This is a genomic window from Brevundimonas sp. VNH65, from assembly GCF_049445955.1.
Taxonomy (GTDB): Bacteria; Pseudomonadota; Alphaproteobacteria; order Caulobacterales; family Caulobacteraceae; genus Brevundimonas.
In genome coordinates, this window is sequence record NZ_JBMSDX010000009.1 from 18623 (window position 1) to 40259 (window position 21637).

Genomic DNA, 21637 nt, shown 5'->3' on the forward strand with positions numbered 1-21637 from the left:
GCTCGGGATATGAGCCCAGTCCCGCGTCGTCCGCAAACTTTCCGCTCGCGGACGCGCGCCGTCGCTCAGCGCGCGCCGTTTGCGGCGCTCAGCACCGCCCTGACCGAGGCGGTGGCGACATCCGAGTCGGTTCCGAAGCCGAACACGGTCCGCCCGTCCGGCGTCCGGCACTGGACATAGGCCGCCGCCCTGGCGTCGCTGCCCGCGCCGATGGCGTGCTCCTGATAGTCGGCGACTTCCAGATCGACCCCGCAATCCGTCTTCAACGCCGCCAGCAGGCTGGAGATCAGGCCGTTGCCGCGCCCGGTGATCGACACCGGATTTCCGTCCACCATCAGATGGCCCGAGAACACGCGCAGCCCGTCCGATTTCGCGGCGCCAAGCTCGTCGAAACCCACCAGTTCGAACGGCTGCGGGCCTGACAGGCGATAGGTCGTCTCGAACGCGGCCCAGATGTCGGCCGTGGTCAGTTCGCGGCTGCTTTCGTCCGCCAGCTTTTGCACGGCGCGGCTGAAGTCGGCCTGCATGGCCTTGGGCAGCTTCAACCCCTTGTCCTGCTGCAGCACCCAGGCGACGCCGCCCTTGCCGGACTGGGAATTGACCCGGATCACGGCTTCGTAGCTGGCGCCGATATCCGCCGGATCGATCGGCAGATAGGGCACGTTCCACAGCTGGTCGTTGCGTCGGCCCTGGGCGTCGAACCCCTTCTTGATCGCGTCCTGGTGCGAACCCGAAAACGCGGTGAACACCAGTTCGCCCGCATAGGGGTGGCGCGGGTGGACCGGCAGCTGATTGCAGTATTCGACCGTCTTCACGATCGAGTCCATGTCCGACAGGTCCAGGCCCGGCGACACCCCCTGAGTGTAAAGATTCAGCGCCAGCGTCACCAGATCGACGTTGCCGGTCCGCTCGCCGTTGCCGAACAGACAGCCCTCGACCCGGTCGGCCCCGGCCATGATCGCCAGCTCCGCCGCCGCGACCCCGGTGCCCCGGTCGTTGTGCGGGTGGACGCTGATGACCACGCTGTCGCGACGCGAGATATTGCGGCTGATCCACTCGACCTGGTCGGCGTAGATGTTCGGCGTCGCCGCCTCGACCGTGGCGGGCAGGTTCAGGATCACCGGCTTGTCCGGCGTCGGCTCCAGCACGTCCAGCACCGCCTCACAGACCTCCAGGCTGAAATCCAGCTCGGCGGTCGAAAAGGTCTCGGGGCTGTATTCGAAACGCCAGTCGGTGTCCGGTCGCTTCTGCGCCTGCTCGCGCAGGATGCTGACGCCCTCGACCGCCAGGGCCTTCACCCCGGCGCGGTCCAGGCCGAACACCACTTCCCGCCAGGCCGGCGAGACGGCGTTGTAGACGTGGACGATGGCGGTGCGCGCCCCTTCCAGGCTCTCGAAGCTGCGTTCGATCAGGTCGCGCCGCGACTGGGTCAGGACCTGGATTGTCACATCGTCAGGAATGCTCCCGCCGCGCACCAGCCCCTGGATGAAGTCGAACTCGGTCGCGCCGGCCGAGGGAAACCCGACCTCGATCTCCTTCAGCCCCATCCGCACCAGCATGTCGAAGAAGCGCTGCTTCTTCTCGGCGTTCATCGGGTCGGCCAGGGCCTGATTGCCGTCGCGCAGATCGGTTGACAGCCAGCGCGGCGCCTCGGTGATCGTGCGGCCCGGCCACTGTCGGTCGGCCAGGGGGACCTGGGGGAACGGGCGATATTTTACGGAAGGGTCGCGGAGCATCGAAGGCAGCTTTCTGCGGTTCAGGCGTCGATCGTGTCAGGGGAGGCGAGCGGCGTGCGGCCGGGCGCCGGGACGGCCGTCAGTCCCGGCGGCCGCCGATAAGTCGCATCGAGGCGAGAAGCAGGGCAGGGGCGCTGCGAACCATGCGGCCACGCCTAACGGACGCCACCGGCCAAGTCCAGCCGCGACGGGTTCTCGCGACGAGTTTCCCTGACGTGATCTTGGCGCCACCTCGCCCGGGGGGTAGGTCAGAAGCTCATTCGTCTTAGGGAGACGCTCCATGGTCGATCTGGCCCAGGTTACCGAACACATCCGCAACGCCGTCGGCGACAACTCCGGTCTCGGCAAGACCGTGAAGCTGGACCTCGGCGACGCCGGCAAGATCTTCATCGACGGCGCCTCGTCGCCGAACACGGTCACGAACGAGGACAAACCCGCCGACGCCACCGTCTCGATCGGCTGGGACGACTTCCTCGCCCTGTCGGACGGCAAGCTGGATCCGATGATGGCCTTCATGCAGGGCAAGCTGAAGATCGCCGGCGACATGATGATCGCCCAGAAACTGGCTCCGCTTTTGAAGCGCTGAATCTCTAGTGGTCTGCTGACAAAAGCTATAGGTCGGAACGGCGCGGTCCCTGCGGACTGCGCCGTTCGCACATCGGGAAGGAAGAAACATGGACTTCAAGCACAGCGATCGCGCCCTGGACTGGCAGGCGCGGCTCACCCGGTTCATGGACGAAAAGGTTCTTCCCCGAGAGGCCGACTACTGGGCGGAAGTCCACGCCGACCACACCCGGCAGCCCCCGACCATGGAGGCGCTCAAGGCCGAGGCGCGCGACGCCGGCCTGTGGAACATGTTCCTCCCCGGTGATCACGGCGCCGGCCTGACCAATCTGGAATACGCGCCCCTGGCCGAGATCATGGGGCGCCACCCCTGGTCGTCCGAGGTCTTCAACTGCAACGCCCCGGACACCGGAAATATGGAGGTGCTCCATATGTACGGGAACGAGGCCCAGCAGGCGCGCTGGCTCAAACCGCTGATGGCCGGCGAAATCCGCTCAGCGTTTCTGATGACCGAACCCCGCGTCGCCTCGTCCGACGCCACCAATATCGAGACCTCCATCGTCCGCGACGGCGACGACTACGTCATCAACGGCCGCAAATGGTGGTCGACCAACATGGGTCACCCCAACGTCGCCATCTGCATCGTCATGGGCAAGACGGACACCGGCGCCGCCACCCACCAGCAGCAGTCCCAGATCCTAGTGCCGGTCGACACGCCGGGTTTCCGCGTCGAGCGCATGCTGTCGGTCTTTGGTTATGACGAACGTCCGATCGGCCACGCCGAGGTCGTCCTCGACAACGTCCGCGTGCCGGCCGAGAATCTCATCGCCGGCGAGGGGCGCGGTTTCGAGATCGCCCAGGGCCGCCTTGGGCCGGGCCGGATCCACCACTGCATGCGCACCATCGGCGCGGCCGAGCGGGCGCTGGAGCTGATGTGCCGACGGCTGCTGTCGCGCACCGCCTTCCGCAAGGCCATCGGCGAGCACTCGGTGTGGGAGCAGAGGGTCGGCGAGGCGCGCACCAACATCGAGATGTGCCGCCTTTCCGTGCTGAAGGCCGCCTGGATGATCGATCAGGCCGGCGCCAAGAACGCCAAGTCCGAGATCGCCCAGATCAAGGTCGCGGCCCCGCGCATGGCGCTCCAGGTCATCGATGACGCCATCCAGGCCTTCGGCGGCGCGGGCGTGTCCGGCGACACGCCTCTGGCGGAGCTCTACGCCGGAATTCGCACCCTTCGTCTCGCGGACGGCCCGGACGAAGTCCACAACCGCACGATCGCGCGTCTGGAATACGCCAAACACGGCGCAGGCCGCAGCGCCTGACACCAGGCGCGGCGAGGGCGTCGATGGGCGGTTCTCATCGGCGCCCGCATTGGCTAGACCCGTGACCACGCGGTTCGGAGCGGGGACGGAATGTTCATCGACTGCACGGCGCCGTTCCGAACGCAGTTCAACCTGCGCGGCATGGCGGAGTTCGACGGCCACGCCAGGGCCCTTCCGATTCTGGCCGCGCGCCTGGAGCCGAGATGGACCCCGGGTCCGGCCCTGACCGACAGGGCGCCCGACGACTGCTTCGAACGCTATGCCGACGAGGCGGGGGACGACGTCCCCATCGCGTTCAAGCCGCTGATCATTCTGGGCGGGCTGGAGGAAGACGGCGACGCCGACGCGCTCGGACCGGGCCTCCGTCTCAGTCACGTCCGCGCCGAGCTCTTCGACAACACCATCGCGCTTCTTCGGTACCGAATCGAGGGGCCGGGCGTCGCGGCCTTCATCACGTCGGGCGCCTATTCGCGGGCGACGCACCAATTGGCCCGGCGGTTGTCGCTGCGCGCCAATCGTCTGGCCGATGAACTGGTCGCCGAACAGTTGCAGGCTCAGACTGCGCCTGGCGAGGCAGAGATCGTCGCCCGGCCGGGCAGCTTTCTGGTGTTCGACGACATGAACGCCCTGGTCCGGCCTGACGGGTCGACAGTCTGGTCCGAGGACGCCTCGCCGGTGATCTGGACCAACCGGACGGTCGTGGTCGCGGGAGAGGCAGACCTGGCGGCCCTCGGACAGGCCGGCGGCCTGACGCGTGTTCCCTCGCCGATCCTCGGCCTCGACATCCGCCTGCGCTTCGGCGCCGGCACCGTCTTCGTCGTGGCGGATCCGGATTCCTATGCTGCGGCCAACTATCAGACGGTCATGGGGTGGATGCAGTTCGTCACCGCCCAACTCGACGTCTTCCGCCGCATTTTCTTCCGCGCGCATCAGCGACTGACCAGCGAGCGACGCAGCGAGGCCTTCGCCCACCGCCTCAACGCCATCAAGGCCTACAGCACCAATCTGGTCGAAAGTTACACGGACCTGACCTTCGGAGTGCAGCACGAACGCCGTTTCCTCCTGGACACCATCGCCGCCTGCTATGAGGTCGATCGCCTGATCGAGGTGGCCAAGGAGCGGGTGCGCATGGTCATCGACCGCGTCGGCGACATTCGGGCCGAGACGTCGGCTCGCGGCCGGCGCTTCTTTGAGAAGGCAGCCTTCTTCATCGGCTCGGTGTCGGTGCTCGACTTTGTCGTGAATCTGCTGTGGTTCTCCAAGGGCGACTACGCCCCGACGGCCGAATGGCCCAAGGACATCTTCCAGCCGCTGGTGGTCATCCGAGGGTTCTCCAGCGACCTTGTCGTCGCAGTCGCCGCCGTCCTCATCTTCATCCTTCTGGCCGCCCGCCTGAGAGCCCGCGAATGATCGAGTCCAGTAATGTCGGCCGCGTCCGCGCCGCCGCTGAGGGTCGTCTCGACGCTCGGGAAGTCTGGGGCCCAGCCGCCCCTGCCTTTCTGGAGGCCCAATGGCAGGCCTTCGAGCGGTTCATGGCTGCGGCGCCCGGCCCGATCTATGGCGTCACCACCCTGACCGGCCATCGCGACGGGGAGGCGCATTCGCTGACTCCGGCGCAAATCAACCACGCCATCGCCGACAGCCACTGGTTCGAGCCGACCTCTGAACCCGAAGACGGGTTATGGCGCCTCATCACCCTGACCAAGCTGGCTCAAATGGCCATCGGCGGGACGCCGGTCAGGCTCGAGCTATTCAATGCTCTGGCGGAGGGGCTGACGGCGGGGCGAGCGGGCCGCATCGACATGAACGCCAGCTATTCCAGCGGCGACGTGATCCCGGCCTGCCAGTGGGCGCTACAGTCGCTGCGCTTCGCCGGTCTGTCGGTCGAAGATCTGGCTCCCGGCGAGATGATCGCCTTGATCAATGGCGATTTCGTCCATCTGGGGTCTGCCCTGTGGGCGGCCGAGCGCATTGCTTCTGCCAGGCTACGCAACGACGCCCAGGGGCGACGCGCCGCCCGCCTCCTGAGCGTGAGTGGCCGCTACGCCCAGCGTCAATTCCCGGTTTCCTTCCGCGCCATGGAAGATGTCTCGGCTGCCTTGGCGTCAACAGAACGGCTGATGGACATGACCGCTGATCGGTTGCTGGGCTCGCCCTCGGGCAATCCGCTGTTCCACGTCGGGCCGCCGTCGAGAATGGAGAGTCAGGCCAGCTTTCTGGCGACAGACCTTTCCCTGGCGCAGGGAAGCCTCATCGAGGCCTCCCTGGCATTGGCCTGGATCATATCGCGGCGCATTCAACACCTCTGTGAGGCCTTCCACGACGGAGCCTCTCTCAGCAATCCCATCGCCCTGATACAGAAGCCAAAACTGGCCGAGGCCCGGCTGGAGGCGCTCCGACTGCGGCATGGCGTGCGGACCTTCGCATCCGGCGGCGTGATGTCGGAGGGGGTGGAGGACTTCTGGACGCGAGGCCTGATGACGTCCTCAGCCACAGCGGATATCGCAACCGGCTTGACGGACATGCTCCGGATCGAGGCGGACGTCATGGACTGGATCGAGGCGCAGCAAACGTCGGCCTGAAGGCGGCGATGGATCATGGAAACGGCGGCGACCGTGGTCGCCGCCGTCCGGCCGTCACATCTTGTCTTCGGTGTCCGGTGTCTTGCGCGAACCGTGCGACGCCTCGCCGCCCTTGCGTCCGGCCTGGGCGGCAAGGCCGCGATCCTGGGAGAAGCTGCGCTTCTCGCTGGGGACGCTGGCTCCGCCCTTGCGGGCGATCTCGCGTTGGCGTTCGGGGTCCATCGAGGCGAAGCCTCTCTTCGACACGCCGCCTGGGCGGTTGGTCTGACCTTCGGGCATCGGCGATCCTTCCTGACTGACTTCATCCGTCGTGCGAGGAAAATGCCGCCCCGCCGTCAAGGTTCCTGAGACGTCACGGTTCGTCAGGACGTGCGGGATCGGGCGGGGGCGGCGCTTCGTCGGGCGCGCCCGCAGGATCGATATCCGGACCCGGCGTCTCAGCCGGAGGGATGTCGGTATGATCGGGCCCGATCGGCGGGATGTCGGGCCCGGGCGTTGTCGGTGGCGCGATCTCGGGCCCTTCGGGCTGGAACGGCGGCATTTCGGCCGGGCTGACGGGGTCTATGTGGGTCATGTCGATCTCCTGTTGGGAAACAACGTCTGCTGACGCCGGCCGTTCAGTGCGCCGCGCAGGTCAGGGAACCGTTCTCCCACGCGGCCGGTTTTGGCCTTGCCCCGAACATCTTGCCGAGGACGATCCCCATGACCGACGCTCCGACCCCCATCGCCGACGACATCGTTGATCCGGCCGATCTCGAATCGGACCGGCTCGAGCGCCGCGCCGACGCCCTTCTTGGCGAGGACCGCGCCTTCGCCGCACGTCGAGCGCCCTCGGCGGCGCGCGGCTCGGTCCGGCCTTCGCCCGATCGCGGCCCGGTGCGTTCCGTCAGGGCCGCGATGCGCGAAGATGTCGCCGAGGGCCGGCTGTGGATTGTCCGCCGCGCCGATCACGCCCGTGAGGCGGTGCAGGATGCGCCGATGCGCGCCTCTTTGTACGCGCTCGGCGTCGGCGTGCTTATCGGGCTGCTGCTGCGCCGCTGAGGATCAGGCCGGTCCGCTGGCCGGGCGCGCCCGCGGCGCGCTTCTCAGCGCCGCGTCTGACACGAAGGGGTTGCTGCGTCGCTCCTCCCCGAAGGTGGATACGGGGCCGTGCCCCGGAACGAAGGTCACGTCATCGCCCAGCGGCCACAACTTGGCGACGATCGCGTCCAGCAGCGCCTGGTGATCGCTGCGCGGAAAATCGGTGCGCCCCACTGAGCCCCGGAACAGCACATCGCCGACCTGGGCGAACCGGCTGGCTCGATTGAAGAAGATCACGTGGCCCGGCGTATGTCCGGGCGTATGGTACACCTCCCAGCGGGTATCCCCGAGCCTCAGCTCATCGCCGTCTGCCAGCCACCGGTCCGGCGAAAAGGTGCGGGCGTCCGGCAGGCCCCACCGTCTGCCGTGCTCCTCCAGGTCGGCGATCCAGAACAGATCGTCCTCGTGCGGCCCCACGATCTCGACGCCGCTCTTGTCGCGCATCTCGGCGGCGCCGCCGGCGTGATCCAGATGGCCATGCGTCAGCCAGATCTGGTCGAGCGTCAGCCCGCGCCGCGCGACTTCGGCCAGCACGGCATCGACGTTTCCGCCGGGGTCGATGACCGCCGCCTTCTTCGTCGCGGCGCACCAGACGGTGGTGCAGTTCTGCTGAAGCGGCGTCACCTGGGTGACGAAGACGCCGATCGCGGGGGCAGGGGGCTGGCTCATCACGCCTGCTTAGCCAATGACGATCGTCCTGGCGATCCTGCGGGGAAACCGGCGTTCCCCTGTCGCGGCCCCATCGCGCGTTGACCTTTCGGGCATGTCTCGACATAAGGGCGGGCTTCGAGAGCCGCTCCGTCCGGGGCGGCCTTCTTGCTTTATCCATTCCGCGCACGGTCCCGCCCGGATCGCCGCGCCCCAGAACGTCAGAAACCGACCATGCAAGTCGTCGAAAAGTCCGCCGAAGGCCTGAGCCGCGTCCTCGCGGTGACCATCCCCGCCGCCGAGCTGAACGCCAAGCTGGACGCCAAGCTGAAGGAAGTCGGGCCGCAACTGCGCCTGAAGGGCTTCCGTCCGGGCAAGGTGCCCGCCGGCTACGTCAAGAAGACCTTCGGCCGCGACCTGATGGGCGAGATCGTCAACACCGAGCTGAATGAGTCGAGCCAGAAGGCGCTGGACGAGGCCAAGGTCCGTCCGGCCGCTCCGGCCGAGATGAAGCTGACGTCCGACATGGACAAGGTCATCAAGGGCGAGGAAGACCTGGCCTATGAGATGTCGCTGGAAGTCATGCCGGAATTCACCCCGGTCGATCCGGCCTCGCTGAAGCTGACCCGCCCGACCTACGAAGCCTCGGACGAGGATCTGGAAGAAGCCCTCAAGGAGCTGGCCTCGCAGGCCAAGACCTACGAGGACAAGAAGGGCAAGGCCGTGAAGGCCGCCGAGGGCGACCAGCTGACCATCGATTTCCTGGGCAAGCTGGACGGCGAACCCTTCGAGGGCGGCGCCGCCGAGGACGCCGATCTGGTCATCGGCTCCAACCGCTTCATCCCGGGCTTCGAAGAGCAGCTGAAGGGCGCCAAGGTCGGCGAGGAAAAGACCATCGAGGTCACCTTCCCCGAAGACTATCAGGCCGCTCACCTGGCCGGTAAGGCCGCGACGTTCGACATCAAGGTCAAAGCCATCAAGGCCGAGGCCGAAGCCAAGGTCGACGACGAGTTCGCCAAGCGCATCGGCCTGGAGTCGCTGGACAAGCTCAAGGAACTGCTGAAGTCCAACCTCGACCAGCAGTACGCCGGCGCCGCCCGCTTCAAGCAGAAGCGCGCCCTGCTGGATCAACTGGACGCCGCCCACAGCTTCGACCTGCCGCCCAAGATGGTCGAGGCCGAGTTCGACGGCATCTGGCGTCAGGTCGAGGCCGACAAGGCCGCCGGCCAACTGCCGGAAGAGGACGCCAAGAAGTCCGACGACGACCTGAAGGCTGAATACAGGAAGATCGCCGAGCGCCGCGTGCGTCTGGGTCTGGTCCTGGCCGAGATCGGCCGCGCCAACAACGTCGGCGTCACCGACAACGAGCTGAACAACGCTATCCTGCAGGAAGCCCGCAACTATCCGGGCCAGGAGCGTCAGGTGCTGGACTTCTACCGCCAGAACCCCAACGCCGCCGCCCAGATGCGCGCCCCGATCTACGAGGAGAAGGTCGTGGACCTGATCTTCGACAAGGCCGAGGTCACCGACGCTCCGATCAGCAAGGAAGACCTGCTCAAGGAAGACGACGAGGTCTGATCCCCTCCGTCCCCGCGACGCCATTCAGGGCCAGGAGCGATGTCGCTCCTGGCTTTTTTGGTGCGCGCTGAAAGGGGCCGATCGACCTGCGGACCGTCCCTCCGCCTTGCGCTCTCCGCCCGGCGACGCGATATGCTTCCTTAAGGACGCGGCTTCACGGTAGCGTTCGACGGAATCCTGACAGTCAGAAAGCCCCCATGCGCGACCCGATCGACTATCTGCAATCCAACCTCGTCCCGATGGTGGTCGAGCAATCCAGCCGGGGCGAGCGGTCGTTCGACATCTTCTCCCGCCTGCTGCGCGAGCGAATCATCTTCCTGACCGGCCCGTTCGAGGACGGCATGGCCAGCCTGATCTGCGCCCAGCTGCTGTTCCTGGAATCGGAGAACCCGAAGAAGGAGATCAGCATGTACATCAACAGCCCCGGCGGTCAGGTGACCTCGGCGCTCGCGATCTACGACACCATGCAATACATCAAGAGCCCGGTCTCGACCGTGGTCATGGGCATGGCCGCCTCGGCCGGATCGCTGATCCTGACCGCCGGCGAGGCGGGCCAGCGGATCGCCCTGCCGAACGCCCGGGTCATGGTGCACCAGCCCTCGGGCGGCTTCCGTGGTCAGGCGTCCGACATCGAACGCCACGCCGAGGACATCCGCTACACCAAGCGCCGCCTGAACGAGATCTATGTCCATCATACGGGCCGGACGTACGAGGAAGTCGAGAGCACCCTGGACCGCGACCATTTCATGAGCGCGGAGGAGGCCAAGGCCTGGGGCATCGTCGATCACGTCTATGACAAGCGCGAACAGGCCGACGCCGACGGCGTGAAGACGGTCTGATCGACCTGCCGGAGATCGGCGAAAAGGCGCGCCCCGACCGGCGCGCCTTTTTCTTTTGTGCTATCTGGCCGGCATGCAGTTCACACGCGACGCCAGCGGCTCCGTCGAGGTCGACGGCGAGACCTATCACTGGGAAATCCGCCGCCAGCCCCAGCCCAAGGCCAACGGGGCCTGGGACGGCATGGCCATAACCCTGGTCCTCGACGGCTTTCAGCGCGAGGCCATCGTCCAGTTCCCCATGCCGATGCGCGCCAACGGCCGGCCGGACATGGAGAAGCAGCGCATCAACGTCGACGCCGTCCGCAACTCGGTGACGGCGGTGATCGAGGCGGGCTGGAACCCCACGTCACGGGGCAAGCCCATGGTGTTCGACGTGGACGCCGACGGCCGCTGAGGTCTCCGGTGACGCTGCGCGATATTACGAAACGGAGACGATCATGTGGCAGGCCCTGACCGCCTTCGCTTTTTCGCTGGCCGTCGCAGGCCAGGATGCGGGCGCGGGGGTTGCGGCTCCCCAGGATCCGGCCACCCGCGTCGACGATGTGGTGGTTCAGGGGCGGCGGCTCGAGGACCTGGTGTCCGATTTCGTCACGGAAACGTCGGCCCCCGCGCGGGGTCGAGGGCTTGCCCGCTGGCAGGGGCGGATCTGCGTCGGCGTGGTCAACATCCAGCCGGAGCTGGCCCAGCATATCGCCGACCGCGTCTCGCAGGTGGCCATGGACCTCGGCGTCACACCCGGTGATCCCGGCTGTCGCGCAGACGTCGTCATCGTGTTCACCGACGACGGACGCGGCCTGGCGACCAAGCTGGCGGAAGAACATCAGCGCGCCTTCCGCTCCGGCGTCGGCGGTCTGGATCGGGGCAGGGTCGCCTTCGCCGAGTTCGCGGAGTCAGACCGCCCGGTGCGTTGGTGGCACGTCAGCATGCCGGTGAACGCCGAGACGGGTCAGAGGGCCATCCGCCTGCCGGGAGACGTCGACGCCCAGGGCAATCCCGTCGCACCGGTGATCGGCGTCTTCGCCGCTTCCCGCCTGACGTCACAGATCCGCGACGACCTGCGCAAGGCGATGATCATCGTCGATATCGACGACATCGGGCAGGTCAACCTTCCCCAGTTGGCGGACTACATCGCCTTTGTGTCCCTGGCCCAGGTCGACCCGACCGCCGACTTCTCGGCCTACGACACCATCCTCAACCTGTTCGAAGAGGGCGTGGCGGCGCCTGCCGGCCTGACGGAGTGGGATGTTTCCTATCTGACGACCCTGTACCGGGTGCTGGACAGCCCTCAGGCGCCGTCGAACGCCAAGCGCGCGGTTGGCCGGATCACCGACGCCATGACGCGCGAACGCCAGGACGCGAGCCGCAGGGGCGATCCGCCGCCGGCCGATTCGGATCGCTGAGCCTCAGGGCCGTTTTCGGAACACCCTGAACCCCGGCTGCTCCGCCGCGGCCAGCATCTCCGTGTCGCCGGACGTGTCGCCGTAGGCCGCGAGTACGAGCACATCGTCGCCATACGCCGCGCGAAGTCTCCGCATCTTCTCTTCGCCGCGACAGTTCGGGCCGGTGAAGGCGCCCGTGACCCGGTCTGTGTCGTCGAACGCCATGTGCGTGCCCAGAAGGTTCTCGGCGCCCAGTCTCCGGGCGAAGGGCGCCACGGTGATTTCGGGGCTGGCCGTGACGATCACGCGGTGCGCGCCCTTGCGCCCCCAATCGTCCCAGCACGCCAGGGCGTCCGGCCGCATGAACCGGCTCCAGACCGCCTCGGCGAATCGCTCGGCGTCGGCGTCCAGCGCCTTTCGCCCGGTCCCGCCCAGGAAGGCCGCCACCGCCGCCGCCTTGATCCGCCCCCGATCGCGATGCGCCGGATAGGCGAGCGCGGCCGGAATCAGCCGCGCCATCGCCAGGGCCCAGCCCAGCGGCCCGGCGCGCCATTTCAGGAACGCGGTGAAACTGTCCCGGACCGTCAGGGTCCCGTCGAAATCGAACGCGACCACCTGTCGCACGACGGCCGGCGACCTGCTCTCGACAGGCTGGCGTTTCGGGTCTGTGATCCCCATGTCACTCATTCGCCGTGATCCTCCCGCAGCGTCAGCTATCCACGTCGCATCACAATCTGCTCAACCGCTCCGGGGTTGTGGCGGCTCCCGTGATGGGGGATTGTCATTTTTTGAAGAGTTTTGCGTTGATGATGATGGAATCAACGCGAGGCAAGCGTGGACGCTTTGTCGAGCGCCGCGAAAGTGAGAAGGGTCCATGACCAAAGCCGCCGGCACGGACGCCAAGTCCACCCTGTACTGCTCGTTCTGCGGAAAGAGCCAGCACGAGGTGCGCAAACTGATCGCGGGACCGACCGTGTTCATCTGCGACGAATGCGTCGAACTCTGCATGGATATCATCCGTGAAGAGCACAAGATCGGCTTCAAGAAGTCGTCGGACGGGGTTCCGACGCCCAAGGAGATCCGTGAGGTCCTCGACGACTATGTGATCGGCCAGGGCCACGCCAAGAAGGTGCTCTCGGTCGCGGTGCACAACCACTACAAGCGCCTGAACCACGCGACGAAGAACAACGACGTCGAGCTGGCCAAGTCGAACATCATGCTGATCGGGCCGACCGGCTCGGGCAAGACGCTGCTGGCCCAGACGCTGGCCCGCATCATCGACGTGCCCTTCACCATGGCCGACGCCACCACCCTGACCGAAGCCGGTTACGTCGGCGAGGATGTCGAGAACATCATCCTGAAGCTGCTCCAGGCCTCGGACTATAACGTCGAACGCGCCCAACGCGGCATCGTCTATATCGACGAGATCGACAAGATTTCGCGCAAGTCGGACAACCCGTCGATCACCCGCGACGTCTCGGGCGAGGGCGTGCAACAGGCTCTGCTGAAGATCATGGAGGGCACCGTCGCCTCCGTGCCGCCGCAGGGCGGCCGCAAGCATCCGCAGCAGGAGTTCCTGCAGGTCGATACCGCCAACATCCTGTTCATCGTCGGCGGCGCCTTCGCCGGCCTTGAGAAGGTGATCTCCGCGCGCGGCGAGGGGGCCTCGATCGGCTTCGGCGCCAAGGTCAAGGAGATCGACGAGCGCCGGATGGGCGACGTTCTGAAGGAGGTCGAACCCGACGACCTGATGCGGTTCGGCCTGATTCCCGAATTCATCGGCCGCCTGCCCGTGCTGGCCACCCTCGAGGACCTCGACGAAAAGGCCCTGGTCACCATCCTGACCGAGCCCAAGAACGCCCTGGTCAAACAGTACAAGCGCCTGTTCGAGATGGAGAACGTCGGCCTGACCTTCACCGACGACGCCCTGACGTCGGTCGCCGCCAAGGCCATCAAGCGCAAGACCGGCGCCCGGGGGCTGCGGTCGATCCTGGAAGGGGTCCTGCTGGAAACCATGTTCGATCTGCCCAGCTTCGAGGGCGTCGAGGAGGTCGTGGTCAACGCCGAGGTGATCGAGGGCAAGGCTCAGCCGCTGCTGATCTACTCCGAGGCGTCGAAGAAGAAGGCCGACGGCGCGGCCTGAGGCCCGCTCGCAGGTCAGCTATGCCGAAGGCCCCGGATGTCGTGTCCGGGGCCTTTCCATTTGGAAGCGCGTGCGGACGATGAACTCCCTTCCCGAAGACCCCGATTTCGATTCCGGCGGCTATGACGTCGACGACTGGTCCCGGCTGAAGGCCTTCAGCGGCCGGGTGGCCACGCTGGACGACGTGCAGGCGAAGCGCGCGGTCTTCGCACTTGACGACACCGAGCGTCCTTTCCCTCTCGATATGGACCTGCCCCAGCCGGTCATCTGGTGGGAGGAAGATGGAGAACAGGCGGCCGTGGCGGTTCAGGCCGAATGCCACACCAGTTCGGAGGGCGAGGAGATGGAGGTCGTCGGCCTGATCCTGCCGGACGGCGGGGCGGCGGTGGCCTTGATGGAAGATATCGACCTGGTGGATGACACCGATCCGGTCTGGCGAAGCCTGGTGGCCGGGGCCGTGGACGGGGTCGATCCGGACGAGGATTGATCTCCACACTTGTCCTCATCCTCGGGCTTGTTCCGAGGACCCCTTTATCCCCGGCGTGTGCCGTGAGGGGCAGTCCCGGCAGATGCGCTCCTGATCGAACGCCAGAGGCTGTGGCGCAATGGATCCTCGGGACAAGCCCGAGGATGACGGGAGGCTTGCTACCCTTCCCACCTCACCAGCGGCGTGTCGGCCCGTAGATAAAGCGGATGCTTCGGACTGTTGTCGGCATTGGTCCCGAAACACCAGAGGTCGTGGCCGTCCTCCCGCAGCGCCTCGACCAGGGCGCGACCGGCGGGGGCCAGCGCCCTGTTCAGCTTGCCATGACACAGGACGACCCGCGCGGCGCCCCGCGCGGCCTGACGTATGGCGGGCAGGTTGTCGGGCGAACAGGCCTCCACGTCCGACGCCAGCAGCATTTTCGGATCGGTGGCGCGGTAATCGCCGACGTTCGCCTTGACCATGGCGTCGAAGCCCTCGCGCTGGGCGAAGCTCCATTCGCGGGCGCAGGTCGGGTCATTGACCGTCGCGTCGGCGGTCGAGGGGTTCATGCCGACGAACAGGATGTAGCGATCGGGGAAGGCGTCGCCCAGCCAGCGGCGCATCAGCTGGCGGTACCTGCCGTCGGCGCTGAAGGTGGCGTCGCCTTTGACCCCGGGCATGAGAGCGAGGCGCACCTTGCCGCCGGGGTCGTGCGGGGCGGGATCGCCAGAGATCTCGCGATAATTGGCGCTCATCCGGTCGGCTCTCCGTCTCTCCTGCCGGTGAACTATCATGTTTTTCGACTGCGACCCGGGCGTTTTCAGCGACTTACCGCAAACTTCGCGCGTCCATCCGGCCGCCGTCTCGGACCGTGCTAGTCTGGGAACGATCTTTGACAACCACATATCCGCTCGTCTCGCCCCGGCCTGCCGGCCGGAATCGGCGCACATCCAGGCCAGTGGTCGAACCCGACTCTCCCGACTCTCTCGACTCGTTTTTCAGTCGATCGAAGTTCACGCCATGAAGGCCCGCACGCTGTCGTAGTCGTGGGCGATAAAGTGCGCCCCTGCCGCTGACAGCCGTTCCGCATGGCCAGGGCGCACGTGGCCGCCCGCCAGCAGACCCACGACCGTCATGCCCGCCGCCACACCGGCCTGCACGCCGGCGGGGCTGTCCTCGATGACCAGCGTGCGCCGCGGCTTCACCTCAAGGTCGGCCGCAGCGTGCAGGAACAGGTCGGGATGGGGCTTGCCGCGCGTCACATGGATCGCGCCGCTGTAGATCGGCCCGGCGTGGTCCATCCCTATGCCCATGGTCTGCAGGCCGAGTTCGATCCAGTCAGGCGGGCTGGAGGAGGCGATGCAGCGCGGTTGCGCCAGTTCCGCCATGAAGGCTGCGGCGCCCGGTACGGCCGTCAGGGTGCTCGCCGCCCGCTGGTGGCAGAGGCGGGTCCAGTCGCCGAGTGTGGTCTCGGGGCAGGCGCGGCCCAGCCTGACCTCGATGTCCGGCCGACAGTCCAGCCAGCGTCGGCCCATATAGGTCGCCAACGCCTCGTCCAGCGTCGTCGGCAGGCCGATCCCGGTCAGGACCTCGGCCATCGCCTGGTTGTTCAGCACCTCGCTGTCGGCGATCACCCCGTCGTAGTCGAAGATGACGAGGTCGAACCGGCTCATGCCGTGGCTTTCCGGCTTCGCTCCGCCGCCTTGGCCGCGTTCCACAGGGCGTCCATCTCGGCCAGGTCCGACTGGTCCGGCGTGCGCCCGCCCTTGGCCAGTTCGGCCTCGATGAAGGCGAAGCGGCGCACGAACTTGGCGTTGGCGCCGCGCAGGGCGTCTTCGGGCTCGACCTCCAGCTTGCGGGCCAGGTTGGCGACCACGAACAGCAGGTCGCCGACCTCCTCACGGGCCTTGTCCAGATCGCCGGCGGCGATCTCGACCTTCAGCTCCGCGACCTCTTCGTGCAGCTTGTCGAACACCTCGTCGGTCGAGGGCCAGTCGAAGCCGACGCGGGCGGCGCGCTTGGTCAGCTTGGCGGCGCGGGCGAGGGCGGGCAGGCCGACAGGGACGTCGTCGAGCACGCCGTTCTGGGCTTTCGCCTTGCGTTCCTCGGCCTTGATGTCCTCCCAGCGGGCTTTCTGGGACCAGGAATCGGGCTTGGCGGCCTCGTCCGCGAAGACGTGGGGGTGGCGGCGGGTCAGCTTGTCGGACATGGCCTCGGCCACGTCGTCGAAGGCGAACAGTCCGGCCTCCTCGGCCATGCGGGCGTGGAAGACGACCTGGAACAGCAGGTCGCCGAGTTCCGACTTCAGCTCGGCCATGTCGCCGCGCTCGATGGCGTCGGCGACCTCATACGCCTCCTCGATCGTATAGGGGGCGATGGTCTGGAAGGTCTGGGCCAGGTCCCACGGGCAACCGCCGTCGGGGTTCCTGAGGCGGGCCATGATGGCGATGAGGCGGTCGGTCGAGGCGGTCATGCGGTCTTTGCGGCGGCGTTCCGCGCGTCCAGTTCAGCGCGGATCGCGGCATGGCGGTCGGGAGTGAGCGGGTATCTGTGCAGGGTCCAGGCGGCGAGGGCGATCAGGATGGCCGGTGCGGCGATGAACAGGATCTGGAGGATCAGCAGGGAGCTCGCGCTGTTGCCGCCCGCCGGGGCCACGGCCTCGAAGCCGGCCCAGCCCAGAACCGCATAGGGGATCAGGGCGAACACGTGACCCAGCTTGGTCGTCGCCGACAGGATGGAGAACATCAGCCCGGTCCGGTCCACGCCCGTCTCCAGCCGGATCTCGTCGCCCGCATCAGCCATCATGGCCCGCAGCAGGAACAGGCCCGCCGCATACGGCAGACCCGCGACGAACATGGCCACAGCCGTCAGGCCGAAAGAGCCGCCCGGCAGCAGGGTCGCGCCGAAATAGAGGCCGGCGAAGATCAGGCTGGCGACGATCAGGGCCCTGGCCTTGCCGATCCGGGTCGCCAGCCAGGCCCAGATCGGCGACCCGACCAGGCCGCCGATGAAATACAGCAGCATGAAGATGGAGGCTTCGGTCCGGCCATAGCCCTTTATCTGGTCGAAGAAGAAAAACAGCAGGGCGCCCGTGATGCCGGGCGCGATTCCCAGCAGCAGGTCTGCGGCCAGAAGTTTCGACACGCTGGGTCGTTTCAGCAGTTCGAAATAGACCTTCAGGCCACCATGCGGCGTGTGTCCGGCATTGACGGGCTCGGGCACGACGAACAGCGCCAGACCGACGGTGATCGGCAGCAGGGCGATGATGGTCCAGCCCATGATGTGGACCCCGGCGACGTAGTCTCCGACGCCCGTCTGCACGATGGCGGCGGGCAGGATCAGGATGGCGATCACGCCGATGATGTTGAACGCCTGCCACCAGGCGTAGACCCGGCTGCGCTGGTCATACTCGGGCGCCAGAACGCTGGCCCACCCGAGCTGCCCAAGGGTGCCGACGGAGAAGCCGAGGTAGAGGACCAGCAGCCAGAGAAACAGATATCCCGGCCCGGCGCCCGGCTGGACCATGACGAACATCATGAAGGCCGACAGCATCAGGATCGGCGTCGAGGCCGCCATCCAGGGGCGATAGCGGCCGAAGCGGGTCTTCGTCCGGTCCATGGCGGCGCCGATGAACGGATCGAAGACGATGTCGATGGCCCGCACCGCCATGAAGACATAGCCGACCATGGCGATGTCGATGCCGACATGGCTCGCGTAGAACTCCGGCAGGGTGACCGGCAACGCCACCCCGAACGCCGCAAGCGGCAGGCAGACGGCGGAAAAGGCGGCGAGGATCGCGTTGCTGCGTCTCTGGGCGGGGGCGCCGGTCATGCGGTCCTGGTCCGTGCGGCAGGCCGGCGGAATCGGCCCTGCGGCACCATCGCAGTTTTGCGTGAAGGACGGGAGGGCGTCTGAGGCCTTGATCCGCGCAACAGGCTGCGGCCATGTGCCGACATGATGCTTCGCCTTCTTGCTGTCCTCGCCCTCGGCCTGTCGCTTCTGACAGCCGCTACGGCGCGCGCGCAGGCGACCGATTGCACCGGTGACCCGGCATGGGCCGAAGCCGCCCTGGCCAACGCCCTGAGCCTCAACACCCTGTCGTGGACGCCTTTCAATCAGGCCGAAACGGGCTGGGAAGCCTATGTGCCCATCCTTCAGCACGAGATCGGCGTGAAGTGCGACCCGGCCGGCGGCGCCTTCGCAGCCGGGCTGGCGAGGTTCCAGGCGCGATACGACCTGCCTCCGACGGGCGTCTTCGATGCCGCGACCTTCATCGTGCTGAAAGGCGTGTTGCAGGAACGTCGGCCCTTCGTGATGGCGCGGGTGCGTAACGAATGTCCCGATCCGCCTCCCCTGAATCAGCTCGGCTACCTGCTGCCCGAGGAGGAACACGCCGACCGCCTGACGCGTCTGCTGCGCCGGGACGTTCTGGACGCCTATCGCCGAATGGTTGAGGCGGCGCGAACCGAGGTTCCAGCCATCGCCGCCGATCCGGAGTTGCTGCAGATATTCTCCGGCTTTCGTGATCCCGAGGCCGACGCGGCCCGGTGCGCCCAACAGGGCAACTGCGACGGGGTGCGCCGCGCGGCCTGTTCTCCTCATCGAACCGGCACGGCGATCGACCTGTACGTCGGGCGCATGGCAGGCATGGATGTGGACTCGACCGCGCCGGAAAGTCGCCGGCACATGAGCCGCGGTCCGGCTTACCAATGGCTGGTCGCGAACGCCGGTCGGTTCGGGTTCAGGCCCTACCTGTATGAGCCTTGGCACTGGGAATATGTCGGAGGAGGGGGATGAACCTCGCTGACCATTTGCGGCGGCTGTCGGATTTCAGCGGGCGGGAAAGTCGGCGCGCGTTCTGGCCCTATGTCGGCGTGATGGTGGCTGTCAGCTTCCTGGCGATGACATTGGCGATGAGCGCCTTCGTCCTTCCGGTTATCCTCGCCGTCGAGGCCGGCAATATGCCCAATGTCTTGGTCGCCATCAGCCCGTTCTTCCTGACCGTCTTGGCGTTCGTCGCCATGCTCGCGGCCGCAGTGGTGAGGCGGCTTCATGATCGTGGCGTTTCTGGCTGGTGGGCCTTGCCGACGCCGCTGCTGTTGATGGGCGGCGTCGTGGCTTTCGGGATCGAGATGAACGCCTTCCTCGGGGGAGCCGGCATAGAGGACGAGACGTTCGCAGGGCTTTTCGCCGTGCTTCTGCTCTTGAATGGTCTCTACATCGCCAGCCTCTCGGGCCTGACGACCGTGCTCTGCCTGCCGGGGCAGCCACGATCAAACCGCTTCGGGCCGCCGCCGTGATGCGCCGACGCGCCCTGACGGCCGGCGAGTTCGCCCTGGCGCGGTCGGTGTTCGCAGACGCGATCCGGCTTAAGACGGTACGAATCCTGTCGGCCCCCTGGCAATTGACCCGAGCGTTCGTGCCGGGGTGCTGGTTCGGGCGGGATTGGATCGTCTGGCCGGCAAAGCAGGTTCCCGACGATGCAGTGAAGGCGTCGACGGGGGTGCAGGCTATGCTGATCCATGAACTGGTGCATGTCTGGCAGGCGCAGCAGGGGGTGAACCTCCTGGTGGCCAAGATCCGGGCCGGGGACAGCGCCGCCAGCTATCGCTACCCGCTTGACTGCGTCTCATGGGAAGCCCTGAACATCGAGCAGCAGGCGAGTCTGATTGAGCATCGGTTCCGACGGTCGAAAGGGCAGGGTGTGCCAGGCGACGCCGCCTTCTATGACCGGCTGTGTCCATTCCCGAAACCGAGCGTTTCAAACCCGGGACTTGAATGAATCAGGTATGCACCTAAATCGCTACTGACGCTGTTACGAAATGGCGGGTTCACGATTTGAAGGAGCGCCCCGATGGCGAAGGTTCTGGTTCTCTATCATTCCACCTACGGCCACCTCGAGACCATGGCCAAAGCCGTGGCCGAAGGCGCATGCTCGGTCGAGGGCGTTTCCGTCGACATCAAGCGTGTGCCCGAGACCTTGCCGGAAGAGCTGGCCAGGGCGTCCCACTACAAGCTCGATCAGGAAGCGCCGATTGCGACGATCGACGACCTGAAAGATTATGATGCAATCATCATCGGGGCCGGCACGCGTTTCGGCACTGTGGCGTCGCAGATGCGCGCCTTCTGGGACCAGACCGGCGGGCTGTGGTTCTCTGGCGCCCTGATCGGGAAGGTGGGCGGTGTGTTCACCGCGACCGCGACCCAGCACGGAGGTCAGGAATCTACCATCCTGGGCTTCATCCCGACCTTGCTGCACCACGGCCTTGTCGTTGTCGGACTGCCCTACAACTATCAGGAGCAGATGACGCTTGAGGCCATTCACGGCGGCAGCCCCTACGGCGCCTCGACCATCACCGGCGGCGACGGCTCGCGTCAGCCCTCGGAGATCGATCTGGGCGGCGCCCGCCATCAGGGCAAGCACATCGCGGAAATCGCGAAGAAGCTGCACGGTTAATCCGATGAGCTGTCAACCCGCCGTCTTCTTTGGCCACGGGTCGCCGATGAACGCGCTTGGCGGCCCGTACGGAGCCGTCTGGCGTGAAGTGGGGCAGGCGATCGGCAGGCCGAGAGGCGTGCTGATGGTTTCGGCTCACTGGGAGACGGGCGGGCTTGGTGTCACGGCGATGGAGCAGCCCCGGACCATCCACGATTTCGGAAACTTCGGCCCGGAGCTGCAGGCGATGCAGTACCCTGCGCCGGGATCCCCGGAACTGGCCGAGCGAGTTTCCGAGCTGACAGGGGCGATCCAGACGGGCCAGTGGGGCCTCGATCATGGGACCTGGTCGGTGCTTTGCCATGTCTGGCCCGACGCCGATGTGCCGGTGGTGCAGATGTCTCTGGATCGCAACCTGACCGCCCGTCAGCACTATGATCTGGCGAGGAGACTGCGACCCTTGCGCGATGAGGGCTATGTCATCGCGGGCTCCGGCGACTTCGTGCACAATCTTCGAACCTGGAAGCGCGAAGGCGGCGCGCCTTATGGCTGGGCGACCGAGTTCAATGATGCGGTGAAGGCTGCTCTGGTCGCTCGCGACCACGAGGCCTTGATCGACTGGCTCGGTCTGGCCGAAGACGCTCAGCTCAGCGTGCCGACCGACGAACACTATCTGCCGTTGCTCTATGTCGCCGCCCAGCAGGATGAAGGCGAGCCCGTGCTGTTCTTCAATGACGCCATCGAGGGTGGGTCGATCTCCATGACCGGTGTGCGGATCGGCTGATCCCACAGACGTCTTGTGTTTTGCCTCCGGTTCTGCGCCTATGCGCGCGTCAATCTCTAAGCGTAACGCCCCTTCTTTGC

The 21637-nt window shown here is 66.5% G+C and carries 25 protein-coding genes; 16 read left to right on the forward strand and 9 right to left on the reverse strand.

What is annotated here, in order from left to right; genetic code table 11:
• Positions 1–65: 65 nt before the first annotated feature.
• Positions 66–1736, reverse strand: coding sequence for a 2-isopropylmalate synthase (gene leuA, locus ACO2Q1_RS13500; RefSeq protein ID WP_423330001.1), 1671 nt, complete (start codon positions 1734–1736; stop codon positions 66–68).
• Positions 1737–2016: 280 nt separating this feature from the next.
• Here leuA and ACO2Q1_RS13505 point away from each other — a divergent pair, with 280 nt between their 5' ends.
• The 4 genes from ACO2Q1_RS13505 to ACO2Q1_RS13520 all read left to right on the forward strand — a co-directional run bounded on the left by ACO2Q1_RS13505 (position 2017) and on the right by ACO2Q1_RS13520 (position 6204).
• The gene (locus tag ACO2Q1_RS13505; RefSeq protein WP_423330002.1) at positions 2017–2322 is read left to right on the forward strand and encodes an SCP2 sterol-binding domain-containing protein; all 306 of its coding nucleotides are present in this window, start codon (positions 2017–2019) and stop codon (positions 2320–2322) included.
• 88 nt (positions 2323–2410) lie between these two features.
• The gene (locus ACO2Q1_RS13510) at positions 2411–3622 is read left to right on the forward strand and encodes an acyl-CoA dehydrogenase family protein (protein ID WP_423330003.1); all 1212 of its coding nucleotides are present in this window, start codon (positions 2411–2413) and stop codon (positions 3620–3622) included.
• A 90-nt stretch (positions 3623–3712) separates the two neighbouring features.
• Positions 3713–5032: a hypothetical protein gene (locus ACO2Q1_RS13515; RefSeq protein WP_423330004.1), complete on the forward strand. Its 1320-nt coding sequence runs from the start codon at positions 3713–3715 to the stop codon at positions 5030–5032.
• Positions 5029–6204 (forward strand): aromatic amino acid lyase, encoded by a 1176-nt coding sequence (locus ACO2Q1_RS13520; protein ID WP_423330005.1) that lies wholly within the window; start codon positions 5029–5031, stop codon positions 6202–6204. The genes ACO2Q1_RS13515 and ACO2Q1_RS13520 overlap by 4 nt, the downstream gene beginning before the upstream one ends.
• Positions 6205–6258: 54 nt before the next feature.
• On the opposite strand, the gene ACO2Q1_RS13525 is transcribed toward ACO2Q1_RS13520, so the two are convergent.
• The gene (locus ACO2Q1_RS13525; protein ID WP_423330006.1) at positions 6259–6483 is read right to left on the reverse strand and encodes a general stress protein; all 225 of its coding nucleotides are present in this window, start codon (positions 6481–6483) and stop codon (positions 6259–6261) included.
• Positions 6484–6556: 73 nt separating this feature from the next.
• Positions 6557–6778 carry a hypothetical protein gene (locus ACO2Q1_RS13530; RefSeq protein ID WP_423330007.1) on the reverse strand — a complete coding sequence of 74 codons (222 nt, stop codon included), beginning with the start codon at positions 6776–6778 and terminating at the stop codon, positions 6557–6559.
• A 128-nt stretch (positions 6779–6906) separates the two neighbouring features.
• Here ACO2Q1_RS13530 and ACO2Q1_RS13535 point away from each other — a divergent pair, with 128 nt between their 5' ends.
• Complete coding sequence (locus ACO2Q1_RS13535) at positions 6907–7245, forward strand: hypothetical protein (RefSeq protein ID WP_423330008.1); 339 nt, start codon at positions 6907–6909, stop codon at positions 7243–7245.
• 3 nt (positions 7246–7248) lie between these two features.
• On the opposite strand, the gene ACO2Q1_RS13540 is transcribed toward ACO2Q1_RS13535, so the two are convergent.
• Positions 7249–7953 (reverse strand): MBL fold metallo-hydrolase, encoded by a 705-nt coding sequence (locus ACO2Q1_RS13540; protein ID WP_423330009.1) that lies wholly within the window; start codon positions 7951–7953, stop codon positions 7249–7251.
• Between the two features lie 213 nt (positions 7954–8166).
• On the opposite strand from ACO2Q1_RS13540, the gene tig reads away from it, so the two are divergent.
• The 4 genes from tig to ACO2Q1_RS13560 all read left to right on the forward strand — a co-directional run bounded on the left by tig (position 8167) and on the right by ACO2Q1_RS13560 (position 11749).
• The gene (tig, locus tag ACO2Q1_RS13545; protein WP_423330010.1) at positions 8167–9510 is read left to right on the forward strand and encodes a trigger factor; all 1344 of its coding nucleotides are present in this window, start codon (positions 8167–8169) and stop codon (positions 9508–9510) included.
• Between the two features lie 197 nt (positions 9511–9707).
• A complete protein-coding gene (locus ACO2Q1_RS13550; protein ID WP_423330011.1) occupies positions 9708–10349 on the forward strand; it encodes an ATP-dependent Clp protease proteolytic subunit in 642 nt (213 codons plus the stop codon).
• Positions 10350–10422: 73 nt separating this feature from the next.
• Positions 10423–10743: a hypothetical protein gene (locus ACO2Q1_RS13555; RefSeq protein ID WP_423330012.1), complete on the forward strand. Its 321-nt coding sequence runs from the start codon at positions 10423–10425 to the stop codon at positions 10741–10743.
• 43 nt (positions 10744–10786) lie between these two features.
• On the forward strand, positions 10787–11749 hold the full coding sequence (locus ACO2Q1_RS13560; protein WP_423330013.1) for a hypothetical protein: 963 nt from the start codon (positions 10787–10789) through the stop codon (positions 11747–11749).
• 3 nt (positions 11750–11752) lie between these two features.
• On the opposite strand, the gene ACO2Q1_RS13565 is transcribed toward ACO2Q1_RS13560, so the two are convergent.
• A complete protein-coding gene (locus ACO2Q1_RS13565) occupies positions 11753–12415 on the reverse strand; it encodes an HAD-IB family hydrolase (protein ID WP_423330014.1) in 663 nt (220 codons plus the stop codon).
• Between the two features lie 187 nt (positions 12416–12602).
• Between ACO2Q1_RS13565 and clpX the strand changes: the two genes are divergently transcribed.
• Positions 12603–13871 (forward strand): ATP-dependent Clp protease ATP-binding subunit ClpX, encoded by a 1269-nt coding sequence (gene clpX / locus ACO2Q1_RS13570; protein ID WP_423330015.1) that lies wholly within the window; start codon positions 12603–12605, stop codon positions 13869–13871.
• Positions 13872–13950: 79 nt separating this feature from the next.
• Complete coding sequence (locus ACO2Q1_RS13575) at positions 13951–14358, forward strand: hypothetical protein (RefSeq protein WP_423330016.1); 408 nt, start codon at positions 13951–13953, stop codon at positions 14356–14358.
• A 158-nt stretch (positions 14359–14516) separates the two neighbouring features.
• Here ACO2Q1_RS13575 and ACO2Q1_RS13580 read toward each other — a convergent pair whose 3' ends face one another.
• From ACO2Q1_RS13580 to ACO2Q1_RS13595, 4 genes are all read right to left on the reverse strand, one after another.
• Complete coding sequence (locus ACO2Q1_RS13580; protein WP_423330017.1) at positions 14517–15092, reverse strand: DUF1643 domain-containing protein; 576 nt, start codon at positions 15090–15092, stop codon at positions 14517–14519.
• Positions 15093–15350: 258 nt separating this feature from the next.
• Positions 15351–16010 carry an HAD family hydrolase gene (locus ACO2Q1_RS13585; RefSeq protein ID WP_423330018.1) on the reverse strand — a complete coding sequence of 220 codons (660 nt, stop codon included), beginning with the start codon at positions 16008–16010 and terminating at the stop codon, positions 15351–15353.
• Positions 16007–16810: a nucleoside triphosphate pyrophosphohydrolase gene (gene mazG / locus ACO2Q1_RS13590; protein ID WP_423330019.1), complete on the reverse strand. Its 804-nt coding sequence runs from the start codon at positions 16808–16810 to the stop codon at positions 16007–16009. The genes ACO2Q1_RS13585 and mazG overlap by 4 nt, the downstream gene beginning before the upstream one ends.
• Positions 16807–18168 carry an MFS transporter gene (locus ACO2Q1_RS13595; RefSeq protein WP_423330020.1) on the reverse strand — a complete coding sequence of 454 codons (1362 nt, stop codon included), beginning with the start codon at positions 18166–18168 and terminating at the stop codon, positions 16807–16809. Before ACO2Q1_RS13595 ends, mazG begins: the two co-directional genes overlap by 4 nt.
• A 126-nt stretch (positions 18169–18294) precedes the next feature.
• Here ACO2Q1_RS13595 and ACO2Q1_RS13600 point away from each other — a divergent pair, with 126 nt between their 5' ends.
• From ACO2Q1_RS13600 to ygiD, 5 genes are all read left to right on the forward strand, one after another.
• Complete coding sequence (locus ACO2Q1_RS13600) at positions 18295–19134, forward strand: M15 family metallopeptidase (protein WP_423330021.1); 840 nt, start codon at positions 18295–18297, stop codon at positions 19132–19134.
• The gene (locus ACO2Q1_RS13605; protein ID WP_423330022.1) at positions 19131–19637 is read left to right on the forward strand and encodes a DUF805 domain-containing protein; all 507 of its coding nucleotides are present in this window, start codon (positions 19131–19133) and stop codon (positions 19635–19637) included. Before ACO2Q1_RS13600 ends, ACO2Q1_RS13605 begins: the two co-directional genes overlap by 4 nt.
• Complete coding sequence (locus ACO2Q1_RS13610) at positions 19637–20119, forward strand: hypothetical protein (protein WP_423330023.1); 483 nt, start codon at positions 19637–19639, stop codon at positions 20117–20119. Before ACO2Q1_RS13605 ends, ACO2Q1_RS13610 begins: the two co-directional genes overlap by 1 nt.
• 72 nt (positions 20120–20191) lie before the next feature.
• Entirely contained in the window at positions 20192–20794 is a 603-nt protein-coding gene (gene wrbA / locus ACO2Q1_RS13615; RefSeq protein ID WP_423330024.1) for an NAD(P)H:quinone oxidoreductase, read from the forward strand.
• 4 nt (positions 20795–20798) lie between these two features.
• Positions 20799–21557 carry a 4,5-DOPA dioxygenase extradiol gene (gene ygiD / locus ACO2Q1_RS13620; protein ID WP_423330025.1) on the forward strand — a complete coding sequence of 253 codons (759 nt, stop codon included), beginning with the start codon at positions 20799–20801 and terminating at the stop codon, positions 21555–21557.
• Positions 21558–21637: the final 80 nt, after the last annotated feature.